Here is a 14,455-nt window from a genome sequence, read left to right as displayed (position 1 = left end):
CCCCTTTAATTATCAAACCTTACTCAGCGTACGAATGCATCCCAGAAATTACTAAGTTAACGAAAATTAAATTGAACATGATAATAGCAAAGCCAAGCACCGCTAACCAAGCTGATTTTTCCCCATGCCAGCCTCTTGATAAACGCAAGTGTAAAAATGCCGCATAAAAGAACCAGGTAATTAACGCCCACACTTCTTTAGGGTCCCATCCCCAGAAGCGATCCCATGCTTCTTGTGCCCAAATAGCAGCAAAGATTAATCCACCTAATGTAAAGACTGGAAATCCAATAGCTACAGAACGATACATAACTTCATCTAATAAATCTGGTTTTAAATTTTGCAGTTTTGGTTGTATTGCAGCACCAATTCGTTTACGTAGGATTAATCGAATCAATCCATACAGTACAAGACCGCCCATAATGGACCATAAGAAGGTGTTGAACTTACGTCCTGCATTTGCCCCGTGCATCCATTCTGGTATATCCATGATTGGTTGCATAACATCTTCCGTAATAAGCTCTGCATTATAAGGCGCTACAAGTGCAGGAACAGTATAAACCTCAACAGAATCACTTTCTGGTAAATCAAATTCAGCTTCATAGCCCATTGCACTAAATGTAGTTGTAATACCAATAAAGGCTACCGTACTTAACATCGTATAGAAAATAAATTCTAACCAAAACGTTTTTTGACTTCTCGTCGATTGGTTAATTTGGCGAATTAAGTAAATTAACCCCGCACCAAAACTAATCGCTAGTATCCCTTCTCCTAAGGAAACCGTCGTAACGTGAATATACAACCAATGGGATTTTAGCGATGGTACTAATGGTGAAATTTCTGTTGGAAATACACTTGCAAACCCAATTACGATAGCGGTTAAAGGCAAAATAAATAACCCTAATACATATATTTTATAAATAGCAAATAAAACGATAAACGCAAGGACTAGCATCATTCCGAAAAACGTAACAAATTCAAACATATTACTAACAGGTGCATGTCCACTAGCAATCCAACGTGTAATAAAATAACCTAGTTGCGATAGAAAACCGATAACAGTTAGAACAATACCAATGACACCGGCTTTTGATGTTTTGTCTTTTTGTCTTTTATCCCTTACAGTAAATCCTAAAAAGAAGGTTGCAACCAAGTACAACATAAATGCTGCATATAATAAGTTACTACTTATCGACTGATAATCCATTTTAAAAGTTCCTCCTTTGTCGAAATGACCATTTCCACATATAGCAAAAAGTGAATTGTATATCTATATAACTAGACTTTGTAAACAAGGATACGACTTCCCCTATGTAAAGAGAAAGTCGTAACTTCTTATTTTAACTATTTTAACAAACCATAGTAAAAATATAGAAATCCGTAATCCAAATGTGCACATCTATTTAACAGCTGCATCACTCGTCTAGTTCTTGCTGGTCTTTCGGCATATCTATCTTACTATTTTCCACTATTTTTTCTAATTCTTTTTTAATTCCATACCAGTTTTTATTTGTATGCGCTGCAATCCAAACCCCATCTTCATTCGGTTGAATCCAGATTCTACGATGGTGCCAATACATACCTTGAACAACGCCAATCATAAAAATAAGTGCTCCTAATCCGAATAAAGGTAAAGTATGGTCCCGTTTCACCGTTAAACCTGTTACATCTTGCATATCAAAATCCGTTATACTCAGTTTATATACGTTATTTGGATCTGCATTTAAGTTCGTACCAATCCCAAGAAAATTCACTTCGTACTCCTCAATGTCAGGTCCATAAACAAATAAAATAAACGCAGGATTTTTTGGATATTTTGAGAAAGAAGCAGGCTCACCATTATCATTCATATAAAACTCTGGATAATACTCATCCACAACAATACGGTAACCATTTCCTAAGTCATATTCTTTTTGGGGTGACGTCATATCAAAGGTAAACTCACCAATTGCCTTCTCCTCGGGATCATTAGCTAAATGTAATTTAAAGGACATTGATTGAAACTCATTTAGCTGATAACTAGCCTGATATAAAGATATATCTGCATCTTTTATTTTCAAGGGCTCGTTTACCCGTATTTCATCTTCCATAACTTTTTCTAACTTCGGTTCTTCACCAGGAATTATTTCTCCATCTACTTTATATATAGTAGCGTTTGTTTGGAAGTTACTCGGAATAATTTCCCCGGATTTTTTTACCGCTTCTCCGTATGTTTCATCATTTTCATCATAAATTTCAAAAATGAAATCTTTATTTTCAATATAATACTTATTATCGGTCTGTGGTATAACCTTCGTTTCTCCCTCGCGTACCCATACATAGTCCTCCACATGCATTATTGGTAACGCTCGCAACATAGCAGCTATTAAAATAATAATGAGTCCAATATGATTTACGTACGGGCCCCACCGTGAGAAGCGACCTTTTTCTGCAAGATAATGTCCATTTTCTTCCGTGATTTTATATTTCTTCTTTTTTAATTGGTCGATAACATTCACAATATCTTCTTTATTTACATCCTTTGTCTCACCATATAAACGCTGTCTTCTTATAAAGACTGGATTACGTTTTGCCCGTTGCTTTTTCAAGGCACGTCGTAGTGGCACAAATCGGTCGATACTGCATATAACCAAAGAAACACCTAGCGATGCAACGAGTAGTAAATACCACCATGAATTGTATAAATTATGTAGTCCTAATTGATAATATATTTGACCTGTTATACCATACTCGTCCTTGTAGTGTGTTGCAGGATCTACACCAGGAGGTATATATATTTCTTGCGGATATATCGTACCGATGGCTGATGCTATTAGGGTTAAGACAATAATCCAAACCCCGACCTTTACCGAAGAAAAGAAAATCCAAATTTTATCAATAATGGTACGATTATAGGTTTTTGATCTTCTTGCACTACCTTCATAACGCATATTTAACGTTTTTTGACCTTCGTTCCCATCGACATGCTGATTTTTTTCAATTGGCTTCCCACAGGCTTCACATAACACCGTACCCTCTGGATTTACATGTCCACACTCACATTTAATTTGATTCATACATTAAACACTCATTTCTATGAATTCTCGTTATCTGGCACAATTTCTTCAAGATAATTGTCAAGGTTTTCAAGAGTTAAAGGTCCAGATATGATTCTTTCCACTTCTCCATTTTTATTAATAAAGAAAGTAGATGGAATTTCAAAGACGTCATACAATTCCATAACTTCCCCTCTTTTGTCATGTACAATTGGAAAAGAGAAATCATAATCATCCAAGAAATTATTAATAATCAATTCCGAAGAATCTAAGCTAACAGCGATTATTTCGACGCCTTTTTCTTTATATTTTGGATAAAGTTCATCCATATGAGGCATTTCATCTTTACAAGGCTCACAATACGTTGCCCAAAAATTTAACATAATCCCTTTATCCTTAAATTCATCATGCAATACGTAGGTTTTATCTCCATTTAATTCCTGCAATGAGAAATTCGGTGCTATTTCCCCTTCCTTCACTTTCTCTTGATCTTTCATCAAGTTTGTAACAAGTGCAAAAACAATGGCACCTAGCATCACAAATAAAACAACAGTCCGAAATATTAACCTGTTTTTCTTTTTATTAGACACTACCATCAACTCCTCCGTACATTATACCACTTGATGTCCCGTTTAAATTTGAAAATTATTCAACATTTTTCTGCGCAAGGAGTTTTAATTGCTTGACTTCATAAGGAGTTAATTCTCTATAGTCACCGGGATTCATTCCCTCTACTGTTAGAAATCCATATTTTTCTCTTTTTAACTTTTCTACTGGATACCCCAAAGCATCAAACATTCTTCTTATTTGTCGGTTTTTCCCCTCATGCAGCGTTAGCTCCATAATCATTTTATTTTTTTTTGTGTCCGTAGACAGCACCCGATATCGTAATGCTTTTAATTTTTCACCATTAGAAGTAATGCCACTTCTTAATTTCTTTAATTCCTCTTTTGAAGGAATCCCTTTAATTTTTGCAACATACACTTTATCCATTTTGTGTTTTGGATGCATTAACATTTGGGCAAATTCTCCATCGTTTGTTAATAACAGTAAGCCCGATGTGTCATAATCTAACCTTCCTATAGGAAAGATTCTCTCTTCTACCTCTGGCAATAAATCTGTAACGACCTTACGATTTTTCTCATCCTTGACACTCGAAATAATGCCCCGAGGTTTATATAACATAAAGTAAACAGGTACTTCTTTTTCAAGCGGAACACCATTTACTTCTATCTTATCGTTAGGACCTACCTTTGTACCCAACTCTTTCACTAGTTTTCCGTTAACTTTTACTTTTCCCTCTACAATGAGTTGCTCTGCTTTACGCCTAGAAGTATAGCCACTTTGCGCAATTACTTTTTGAAGTCTTTCTAAATTTTGTTCCATAATGGCACCACCTTTTCCTTTTACGAATTGGGCTTGTTGTAAAACGATAGGAATACAGTATAAAAAGCGTTAACATCTTGTCAACGCTTTAAAAACCAAATACATAAGTACATATAATAATCGAAGCTATTATACCAATAAGGTCAGCTATTAGTCCAACCTTAAGTGCATCCCCCATTTTCCGAATACCAACTGCTCCAAAATATACCGTGAGTATGTATAACGTTGTATCTGTTGATCCTTGCATAGTAGAGGCAAGGCGGCCAATAAAAGAATCTGGTCCAAATTCTTTAATTAGATCGGTTGTTACGGCTAATGCTGCAGTTCCAGAAATGGGTCGAACAACTGCGAGTGGTACAATTTCACTTGGTACTCCAAGTATGTGCAAAGCGGGTGATAAAAATTCAACAAAGGCTTCCATTGCGCCTGAAGCTCTAAATATAGCGATGGAAACCATCATTCCTAATAAAAAAGGAAGGAGGGAAATTGCCATTTGTATCCCTTCTTTCCCTCCTTCTACAAACGTTTCATATGTAGGTATTTTCTTGATTGTTCCTGCTAATAAAACTAGTAAAATGATTAGAGGGATAATCCATGTACTGACAACCGTAATAATACTCATTTCTTGTTCCCCCGTATTCTTTTATAATAAAAAAGTCGATCTACTGTCAAAGCTCCGATTGTCGATATTAAAGTGGCTACGATTGTCGTTCCCACAATATCCGTTGGAGAGACTGATTCATATTGCATTCGAATCGCAATTACTGTCGTCGGAATTAAGGTGACACTCGATGTATTCAATGCCAGAAAGGTAATCATAGAACGGGATGCTTCCGTAGAATGGTTATTTAACTTTTTCATTTCCTGCATAGCTTTCAGTCCCATAGGGGTTGCAGCATTCCCCAACCCGAACAAATTAGCAGAAAAGTTAGAAAGTATGTACCCCATAGCAGGACTATCAGGGGGGATTTCTGGAAAAATCCGTCTAAATACAGGTTTAAACAGTTTTGCCAATCCCTTTAATAGTCCTGCTTCTTCAGCTATTCTCATAAGGCCAATCCAAAAGACTAATACACTTATAAGGCCAATTGCCAACATAACCGCATCATCCGCACTTTTGAATATTGCCTCATTAACTTCATCCATTGTCCCATTAAACATCGCAAAAATGATGCCAGTTGCAGCCAAAAACACCCATATTAAGTTAACCATTATAAGACACCACTTATTTGGTTAAAGATTTGCTTCACTTTATTTAAAAATCCTTCATTTTGCTTTGGAGTAGGCTCATGAATAATGTTTCGGACTGCTAAAACTTCTCCATCTAATTTATAAACCTGCTTTCCTACTAGTTCATCCTCCACTGGATTTAAATCCTTTTTAACATATGTGATATGCTCTAATTGATCTACTTCACTCTTTGTTAATGGGATACGCACTGGATTTACAATCTCCCCACTCATCGTATTTCCATTTGGAAGCGGAATAAGAATATCCCCTTCATTTTTTATAAGCTCTAATTCATAAGATTTATAGCCCCACTCATATAAATTCGTGTGATCATTCCAGTCACCAGAGGCATTTAGCGTTACTGCGATAAGCTTCATCCCTTCTTTTTCTGCGCTGGTTACTAATGTTCTCCCTGCTTTTCTTGTAAAGCCTGTTTTCCCACCAATACAATATTTATAATATTGTGTGAGTAGTTTGTTTTTATTTCTCCAAGGATATTTATACGTTTCCGATTGATAACTTACGGTTCCAGATATTTTGGCAAATGTTTGATTATGCATTGCATATCGCATGAGTAAAGCCATGTCATATGCTGTAGAATAGTGACCGTCTTGCTCTAGCCCATGTGGATTCGCAAAGTGTGAATTTTGCATCCCAATCCAACGTGCTTTTTCATTCATTAAATGAGCAAAACCTTCTACACTTCCTCCTACATGCTCTGCAATAGCAACCGCAGAATCATTACCAGAACGAAGCATTAATCCATAAATTAAATCCTTTAGCTTGACTTTGTCCCCTGGTTTTAAATAAATCGAGGAGCCTTCTGTACGAACAGCACGGTCGCTAACCGTAACGACATCATTCAAATTACCATTCTCAATTGCCACAATAGCAGTAAGGATTTTCGTAATACTGGCGATACTTTTTTGTTGGTGTGCGTTTTTCTCATATAGGACTCGTCCAGATTCAAATTCCATCAGTACTGCATTTTCTGCTGACACACCTGGTGCAGCTAATATTTTGGTCGGAAGTATAGATAAACATAATAATAATATTAGTAAAAAAAGAAATCCCTTTTTCATCCGTTTCAAAATGTATCCTCCATTTCATGGTGTTTTGTAATAATTTATGCAAATGGGACGGGCATATGACTAGAAACATTTCTGATGAATAACTAAATATAGGGAAACATGGTAATGTAAAAGCGAAGGAGGCTTGGACCTAACGAAACAGTTTGAATCAAAAGGCGAATAATGAACTAAATTAGCGGAGGAAATACACGGAGACTCCTGCGGGTTGAAAAGGCTAGGGAGAGCCCGCAGTGCGTCGGCATGAAGAGACTATAACAGCGTTTGCGAAAAGCCTAGTGTATTTCCAAAGCGGTATTGCTCCGTCAGTCAAGGTTCGGGTTTTCCTTTTCAGATAAAGCTTATGTCCCGTCCTCTATGTTATGCTAATTCCCATATAATCGGTTTTATTTTTTGATATCGCTTTTCAACATCTGACCAATTTACAATATTCCACCAATTGTCAATGTATTTATTTCGATTGGTTTCATATTGTAAGTAATAGGCGTGTTCCCATAAATCTAATACTAGTAATGGAACTACATCAAAAAGCGCATACATATTATGCTTTTCTACAGTCTGAATGCCTAATCGTCCAGATCGTAGTTGCCATACTAACATTATCCATCCAGATCCCTGAACGGATTTTGCGGCATTTGTAAATAATTGTTTAAAACGAGCTACAGAGGAAAAGTCTTGCTTTATTTTTTTCAATAATTCTCCTTTTGGTTCTCCCCCTCCATTTGGAGACATGTTATCCCAAAAAATAGTGTGCAAATAATGTCCACTACCATTAAAGGATTGTTCCCGCATCCAATGTCTCAACAAATTCGCATTTTGCGATTCACTCCATTTTTCAATCATTTTTTCCGCAGTATTTAAGCCGTCTACATAACTTTTATGATGTACATCATGATGTAATTGCATAATTTCCTTTGCAATATAAGGTTCTAACGCATCATATGCATAGGGAAGTGGAGGTAATGTATGTTTTCCTGTTTGAATGGAGCCCTTTCTCTCGCGATCATATAGTAAATGATCAACTAACTGCTTCCCTCGACTTTCGATTGTTTTAATCGCATCTTTTGTAACAGCTGTTGGCGTGTTCAATAAGGTTTTTAACTCATTTCTCCACTGTTCTAATTCCTGGGTCCAATTTGATGTTTCTCCATAATATCTGGAATGAATGACCTTTTCTTCTACTTCATTCGCCCAGTTCCATAAAGCATGTAAATATTGTTCATATTTTGCATTCATTTTACTCACCTCGACACATACTATGCCTAGGCACTTGTACCCGTGATAGGTGCTAACAGAACCAAAAAAAACCCCAAAAATAAAAAAACCTTATTCCTATTTCGAATAAGGTCCTTTCAGATTAAGCGTTGTTTTCACTATTATTCATAACCACTTTTGTTTGATAATCGGTTTCATAATAATCTAACTCTTCTCGAATTGATTGAAATGGACTTTCAAGGGAGTGAATTAGTGTCTTTAATGATGTTGGTGGTGTGGCATGAAACTGGATGGAATTTTTCCCCGTATACAATGCTCTACTATCTTCATACCAAATATCATCCTTAGGGAAGAAAAACTCCAGTATACATTTATGGTAAATTCGGTATAACGTTTGCTCCGCTGCAGATTTTCGGAATGGCTCGGAATACATAATGACGTTCACAACATCCAGTGCTTCCACACAAAATACCTCTAGCCTTCTTATTTCTTTTAATAGCTTTTCATAATACTCTTTTTCTTTGCTACCTTCTTCCTCTAGCAACTGACCAATGGAATGTTCATTTAAATACTCAGATAATTTTGTAACCGTAACAGCTAGAAAATCCTTTACATCATTCATTTGTGCTTGGACAACCGTATTACTCACAGATATTGACCTCCTAAGAGCATTATTGTTAAGACTTTATAGAAACATGGAAAGTAGAATCATTGCTAATTTTCAGAAGTGCTTGCTTTACTATTTCCCAATCCATATTCTCATATAGGTCTCTAAAATGAGTAAAATCATGAATATATATTCGTTTTTGCCGTGAGAGGTGTGGGTTATTTAGTAAGGCAGCTAATGCAGCAACATCTTTGAACGTATAATCTATTTCTCCAATAGTCATGATGGGATCGTCATTGAAAGGTGTGAACTCGCTTCTTTTTTGATCAAAGTATTCCAAAAAAAGTAAGGACAAGGTTTTTTCTTCCTTATTTAAATGGTAAATCACTTCCGATCGTACAAATGCATCCTCTGGTGATGTAGCTACACTTTTCTCTAATTGGTACCCTCGAATCTGAATAACTTCCATCTCCATCCCCCTGACTTTTTACAATCATCATACCATAATAAAGCGTTTCCAAACGCTTATTTCTATAATTCTATTACAAGTATATGATTTCATTCCCAAATCCTTTTTTCGTTTTACTTTGAAAAAAACAAGTCCACCTCTTCTTCAATGTTATCCTCTATTAATTCCTCCGGTAAAGGTGGCAATTCCTCTAGGGAAGTTAATCCGAAGAAGGTTAAAAATTGCTTTGTAGTGGCAAATAATATCGGTCTTCCGCTGGTTTCTTTTCTACCCGCTTCCTGAATCAATGTTCTAGATAATAGTGTGTTCACTGGGCCATCACTATTTACACCCCTAATTTCTTCAATTTCCGTTCTCGTAATAGGCTGTTTATAAGCGATAATTGCCAAGGTCTCAAGTGCAGCCTGTGATAAACGTGATGAGGTTGGTGTTTGAACAAGTCTTTCAAAATACGATGCATGCTCTGGTTTTGTCGTTAAATGAAAATAATCTGCAGATTGCATTATGGTTAATCCACGTTGTTCATCATCATAATCATACTTTAATTCATCGATTACAAGTTGAACCGTTGCTTCGTCTACTTGTAACACATTTGATAATTGTTTTTTACTAAGACCTTCTTCTCCTGATGCAAATAGCAATCCCTCTGTAACTGCTTTTAATGATTTTAATTCCATGTTTTATCCCTCGTTTTGAAATATATAAATCTCTGAAAAGTTGTCATCTTGTTTACATATAATTTCTCTTTTTTTCATAAGCTCTAAAATTGCTAAAAAGGAAACGACAATATGGGAACGTATCGGTTCCGGAAATAATTGATCAAAACGAATCCCATCTTGGGCATGACGGATCTGTTTCATGATTTGTTCCATTCTTTCTTGAATCGGAATTTCTTGACGATGAACCCTTGTTTCAAGTGGTTGCTCCCATTTTTTCCGTTGAAAAAGCTTTTGCAAACTACCAATCAAATCAAAAATCGTTACCTCTCCATTATTTTCAACTACGATTTCTGTAGACTTGAATCTAGATAAATCAATAGGCGGTCTCGTATAAATATGATTTGCTTCCAACTCTCGATCCTTTAAAGATTGTGCTGCCTCTTTATACTTCCGATATTCTACAAGTCTTCTAACTAGGTCTTCCCGTGGATCCTCTTCGTATTCCAAATCGTCTTCTTCAATTTCTGGATTTGGCAGTAGCATCTGACTTTTGATTGCTAATAAAGTTGCAGCCATTACTAAATACTCACTAGCAATATCTAACTCTAATTGCTGCATCGTATGTATATAGAGCATATACTGTTCAGTAATCTGTGCTACTGGTATATCGTAAATATCAATTTCATATGAGTTAATTAAATGTAAAAGTAAATCTAATGGTCCTTCAAAAGCGTCTATTTTAACTTTATATACTTCGGTCATGACTCAAATCCTCTCTAACACCCAACAGAAAAAATATAGAACTGTTTATATTCGCCCATACAATTATAAACCACACAACATAACGTAGTACTGTAAGATTACAAAAGAAGATAACTATTTATTTAAAGGAGGATTTGCAAATGGGTTATGCTTATGGAGGCGGATTTGCGTTAATCGTTGTATTGTTTATATTATTGATAATTGTTGGAGCTACTTGGGGTTATGGCTACTAAATCCCAGGTAATGCGCTAAGCATATCCATGCTTAGCGCTTTTCTACTATTATAATATACCTTATATGATAAACTAAAGGGGAATTTTTAGCCAATTGGATAGAATTTCACACAAATAGGAGGATTTGGGATGTACGACAAAGCATACATAGAATATTTGGCACACTTTCATGGAACTCGTGATTATTTTGAATGTCATGAGGTTTTAGAAAAAAGATGGATGATGGACAGACCACTAGACCGTAATTCTATTTTTGTTGCTTTCATTCAATTAGCAGTTGCATTATACCATCAAAGGCGAGGAAATGATGTTGGTGCTCTGCGTTTACTCAAAAAAGGAATACAGAAATTTGAAATCCATGCATCTCAAGTAGCTTCTTACGGATTAGATCGAGATGCGTTCTTTGTATTGCTTTTCGCATTAAAAGAGGAGATGAAGTCTTGTCAGCCATATCAAAGTATACAATTGCCCATTCAAGACAAAAAATTAGAGCGTCTTGTTCAGAATTATTGTAAAAACCTTAGTTGTGAGTACCCTTCTATCAGCAATTTACATAATACAGACCTTGTCCATAAACACATCTTAAGAAAAAAGAAAAACGCTAAATAAAAAATTATCTAGCGTTTTCATAATCCTACTTCGTTACATTTTTTAACAAAGCCTTCTGTATTCTCATTTGCGCAAATGACATAGTCTTGACTATATTGAGTATAAATGGCGTCAATCATCTTTTTGCCAACACCTTGATTTCGATAAGATGGATTAACTGTTATATGCTGAATGACAACCTTGTTCTCATCGTCGATTCGAACACCAATAGCACCAAGCAACTCTTCCTCTTTCCAGAGAAATAATTGCCAATCTGGATTTGTTTCATATTCTTTTATCGTATGTGTTAATTTCCGGACATCTTTTTCATCCGGCATAAAAGAAAGTAACCCCATCGCTATTTTCTCAAAACTTTTTTTATATCTAATTAACATATAACTCCCTCTTTATTTGAAAACGAGACAGTCTTTAATCCTATGTCATCGTTTCCCTAAATTACGATCATCCAAGATTTTATTCCTTCATAGAAAGAATAAAACTCAATTCTATCATTATATATGAACAACAGCTATTGTTTATTATTTCCAATTTTTTGATAAACAAAACATACGATTTAGAAATTTATGCGATAAAAAACCAATAAATAAATCCCCAAGCTAAGCTTAAGCCTAGAATAATAAGAAATAATAGAATCTGCTTCTTTCTCATTATTATATTACCCCCAATAAGAAAACGTTTAATTAACTTACCCTAATAATTATAAAGGCTTTTTATCTTTATGCAAATTTTTCTTTTTGAACAACTCCAAACAGACATAACCGTCTGATTTTTTCTCTCCTATTTTAAATGGAATGATATTAATACTTGCTAACCACACATTAAAGAGAAAAGCAATATAAAAAATCTCTAAATCTATCAACAAACAAATCAAACCGAATACGATATTAAATATGGGTCCAGTAACTGAAATCAAGCAAAGTTCTCTTTTTGTATATGTATGCTCACGCTCATGTAAGGTGTGACCACCAATAAAAAACAACGTATGCACCAGGACGCGAAAACGGCCCCCCTGTAAGGAAAAGATTGGCTTCCCTGTTCCGATTGAAAATAGAATCCGATCCGAATGAACGAGATACGCCCCAAAAGCATGGCCCAATTCATGAAAAGTTATGGACAAAGGTGCTACAATAAACAAAAATAGGAATAATGTCCCCATAACAACCCCCTAACCATCCATTCGAATAAATAGAGGGAGCATGGTTGTAGGCTCCCTCTTATCGTACTAATTAAGCTTCAAATACCTTTACTTCCTTCATAACATCTCCATTAGACATTGCTTTTACTGTATCCATTCCAGATGTCACTTGACCAAATACAGTATGAACGCCGTCTAAATGAGGTTGTGGTTCATGTACGATAAAGAACTGACAAGAACCTGTATCTTTACCAGCATGCGCCATGGAAAGAGTTCCTTCAACATGACGATGAGGGTTTCCTTCCGTCTCACACTTAATTGTATATCCTGCTGAGCCAGTACCAGTACCTAGAGGACAGCCACCTTGACTTACAAACCCTGGAATAACACGGTGAAATGTTAATCCATCATAAAATCCCTCATTCGCTAGTTTTTCAAAATTTGCTACTGTGCCTGGAGCCTCGTTTGGAAACAAATCAAATTCCACTTTATCTCCAGATTCCATTACGATATATCCTTTTTTAGACATGTTAAGTCCTCCTTTATGTACAAATCAAAATAATCATACCATTATTATTACAGGAAAGTAAAATTTCAATAACTGCATAACAATAGCCAATTATAACAAGAAAATGCGGACTAAAATCAAGCTATGACTCTAGTCCGCACGTTCCCCATCTATACTATTTTTCATAAGGAATATCTAATCTTGTTAACTCATCAAATCGTTCTCTTTTTATAACTAACTGATCTTTTCCATCCTCAATAAAAACAACCGCCGCTTTTGGAAATCGATTGTAATGACTTGCCATGGAGTATCCATAGGCTCCGGTAGAACGTACTGCTAATATATCACCTGATTCAATTTCAGGGACATCGATATCCCAAATAAGCATGTCTCCTGATTCACAGCATTTTCCTGCTATCGATACTGTTTTCTCAATTGGTTTGTTCATTTTGTTAGCGACCACTGCATCATATTTTGCATTATATAAGGCAGGGCGAATATTGTCTGTCATTCCACCATCAACAGAGACATACGTACGTACATTTGGAATTTCTTTAATAGAACCAATTGAGTATAAAGTCATACCAGCATCACCAACGATTGCTCTTCCTGGTTCAATCCATATTTCTGGAATAGGCAAATCATGCTTTGTTGCCTGTGCTTTTACTTCATTAACTAATGACTCCACATATAGTGCAAGGGGCTTTGGCTCATCTTGTTCTGTATATCGAATACCAAATCCACCACCTAGATTTAAAACTGTAGGAACAAACCCATATTTGACATTCCATTCATGCAAAGCCTGATATAATTTTTGAACAGCCATTATGAAACCTGTCGTTTCAAAAATTTGTGAGCCGATATGACAGTGAAGTCCATTAATTTGTATATAGTCACTGTCCATTAGCTGAAGGAGCGCTTTTTCAGCTTGACCATTAGAAAGATCAAAGCCAAATTTGGAATCCTCTTGTCCAGTTAAAATGTAATCATGCGTATGCGCTTCAATACCAGGGGTTACACGAATTAATACATTCATCTTCTTATTTGCTTTTGCTAATAAGTGGTGTAACAAATCGATTTCATAAAAGTTGTCCACTACTATACAGCCAATATTGTTGTCTATAGCCATTTGTAGCTCTTCCATAGACTTATTGTTTCCGTGCATGTGTATTTTTTCAACCGGAAAATCAGCTTGAAGTGCCGTATACAATTCTCCTTGTGATACGACATCTAAGCTTAGACCTTCCTGTTTGGCTACTTGTAACATCGCAATGGATGAAAATGCCTTGCTCGCATAAGCAACTTCAAAGGTAACACCTAATTTTTTAAAGGTCTCCACAAATGCCCTAGCATTTTCTCGAATTTTATTAACATCATATACATATAAAGGTGTTTGGTACTTTTTCGTTAGTTCTATCGTATCAACACCACCGAATTGAAGATTGTTCGCATGTTCCGTCATACTATTCACCATTCTATTCAACCCCTGTATTTAATTGTATCTTCTTCATTCATAAGTTTA

18 protein-coding genes are annotated in these 14,455 nt (G+C 35.7%); 2 read left to right on the top strand and 16 right to left on the bottom strand.

Annotation, left to right across the window (positions count from 1 at the left end):
- Positions 1-19: 19 nt before the first annotated feature.
- From ccsB to C1A05_RS05355, 12 genes are all read right to left on the bottom strand, one after another.
- Positions 20-1,204 (bottom strand): c-type cytochrome biogenesis protein CcsB, encoded by a 1,185-nt coding sequence (gene ccsB / locus C1A05_RS05410; RefSeq protein ID WP_102027160.1) that lies wholly within the window; start codon positions 1,202-1,204, stop codon positions 20-22.
- Positions 1,205-1,412: 208 nt separating this feature from the next.
- Positions 1,413-3,053, bottom strand: a complete 1,641-nt coding sequence (gene resB / locus C1A05_RS05405; protein WP_102027159.1) for a cytochrome c biogenesis protein ResB — start codon at positions 3,051-3,053, stop codon at positions 1,413-1,415.
- Between the two features lie 17 nt (positions 3,054-3,070).
- Positions 3,071-3,622, bottom strand: a complete 552-nt coding sequence (gene resA, locus C1A05_RS05400) for a thiol-disulfide oxidoreductase ResA (RefSeq protein ID WP_234998345.1) — start codon at positions 3,620-3,622, stop codon at positions 3,071-3,073.
- Between the two features lie 55 nt (positions 3,623-3,677).
- Positions 3,678-4,418 carry a pseudouridine synthase gene (locus C1A05_RS05395; protein WP_102027157.1) on the bottom strand — a complete coding sequence of 247 codons (741 nt, stop codon included), beginning with the start codon at positions 4,416-4,418 and terminating at the stop codon, positions 3,678-3,680.
- 88 nt (positions 4,419-4,506) lie between these two features.
- Positions 4,507-5,040, bottom strand: coding sequence for a spore maturation protein (locus C1A05_RS05390; RefSeq protein WP_102027156.1), 534 nt, complete (start codon positions 5,038-5,040; stop codon positions 4,507-4,509).
- Positions 5,037-5,630 carry a nucleoside recognition domain-containing protein gene (locus C1A05_RS05385; RefSeq protein WP_102027155.1) on the bottom strand — a complete coding sequence of 198 codons (594 nt, stop codon included), beginning with the start codon at positions 5,628-5,630 and terminating at the stop codon, positions 5,037-5,039. Before C1A05_RS05385 ends, C1A05_RS05390 begins: the two co-directional genes overlap by 4 nt.
- A complete protein-coding gene (locus C1A05_RS05380; protein ID WP_102027371.1) occupies positions 5,630-6,730 on the bottom strand; it encodes a D-alanyl-D-alanine carboxypeptidase family protein in 1,101 nt (366 codons plus the stop codon). The genes C1A05_RS05385 and C1A05_RS05380 overlap by 1 nt, the downstream gene beginning before the upstream one ends.
- 366 nt (positions 6,731-7,096) lie before the next feature.
- On the bottom strand, positions 7,097-7,972 hold the full coding sequence (locus tag C1A05_RS05375) for a superoxide dismutase (protein ID WP_102027154.1): 876 nt from the start codon (positions 7,970-7,972) through the stop codon (positions 7,097-7,099).
- 121 nt (positions 7,973-8,093) lie between these two features.
- Positions 8,094-8,600, bottom strand: coding sequence for a DUF3907 family protein (locus C1A05_RS05370; protein WP_102027153.1), 507 nt, complete (start codon positions 8,598-8,600; stop codon positions 8,094-8,096).
- Between the two features lie 28 nt (positions 8,601-8,628).
- Positions 8,629-9,027, bottom strand: a complete 399-nt coding sequence (locus C1A05_RS05365) for a hypothetical protein (RefSeq protein WP_102027152.1) — start codon at positions 9,025-9,027, stop codon at positions 8,629-8,631.
- A 113-nt stretch (positions 9,028-9,140) separates the two neighbouring features.
- Positions 9,141-9,704, bottom strand: coding sequence for an SMC-Scp complex subunit ScpB (gene scpB / locus C1A05_RS05360; RefSeq protein WP_102027151.1), 564 nt, complete (start codon positions 9,702-9,704; stop codon positions 9,141-9,143).
- A gap of 3 nt (positions 9,705-9,707) precedes the next feature.
- The gene (locus tag C1A05_RS05355) at positions 9,708-10,448 is read right to left on the bottom strand and encodes a segregation/condensation protein A (protein WP_102027150.1); all 741 of its coding nucleotides are present in this window, start codon (positions 10,446-10,448) and stop codon (positions 9,708-9,710) included.
- Between the two features lie 140 nt (positions 10,449-10,588).
- Here C1A05_RS05355 and C1A05_RS05350 point away from each other — a divergent pair, with 140 nt between their 5' ends.
- Together C1A05_RS05350 and C1A05_RS05345 are read left to right on the top strand one after the other, a co-directional pair.
- A complete protein-coding gene (locus C1A05_RS05350; protein ID WP_145997288.1) occupies positions 10,589-10,681 on the top strand; it encodes a YjcZ family sporulation protein in 93 nt (30 codons plus the stop codon).
- Between the two features lie 129 nt (positions 10,682-10,810).
- A complete protein-coding gene (locus C1A05_RS05345; RefSeq protein ID WP_102027148.1) occupies positions 10,811-11,290 on the top strand; it encodes a DUF309 domain-containing protein in 480 nt (159 codons plus the stop codon).
- 17 nt (positions 11,291-11,307) lie between these two features.
- Here C1A05_RS05345 and C1A05_RS05340 read toward each other — a convergent pair whose 3' ends face one another.
- The 4 genes from C1A05_RS05340 to lysA all read right to left on the bottom strand — a co-directional run bounded on the left by C1A05_RS05340 (position 11,308) and on the right by lysA (position 14,407).
- A complete protein-coding gene (locus C1A05_RS05340) occupies positions 11,308-11,664 on the bottom strand; it encodes a GNAT family N-acetyltransferase (protein WP_102027147.1) in 357 nt (118 codons plus the stop codon).
- Between the two features lie 323 nt (positions 11,665-11,987).
- Positions 11,988-12,446, bottom strand: coding sequence for a site-2 protease family protein (locus C1A05_RS05335; protein ID WP_102027146.1), 459 nt, complete (start codon positions 12,444-12,446; stop codon positions 11,988-11,990).
- 70 nt (positions 12,447-12,516) lie between these two features.
- A complete protein-coding gene (locus tag C1A05_RS05330; RefSeq protein ID WP_102027145.1) occupies positions 12,517-12,954 on the bottom strand; it encodes a peptidylprolyl isomerase in 438 nt (145 codons plus the stop codon).
- A 154-nt stretch (positions 12,955-13,108) separates the two neighbouring features.
- Positions 13,109-14,407 (bottom strand): diaminopimelate decarboxylase, encoded by a 1,299-nt coding sequence (lysA, locus tag C1A05_RS05325; RefSeq protein WP_102027144.1) that lies wholly within the window; start codon positions 14,405-14,407, stop codon positions 13,109-13,111.
- Positions 14,408-14,455: the final 48 nt, after the last annotated feature.

It is taken from the genome of Salirhabdus sp. Marseille-P4669 (assembly GCF_900240405.1).
In the GTDB taxonomy this organism is placed as follows: Bacteria; Bacillota; Bacilli; order Bacillales; family Alkalibacillaceae; genus OEQK01.
This window is presented reverse-complemented; position numbering and strand designations above follow the sequence as displayed.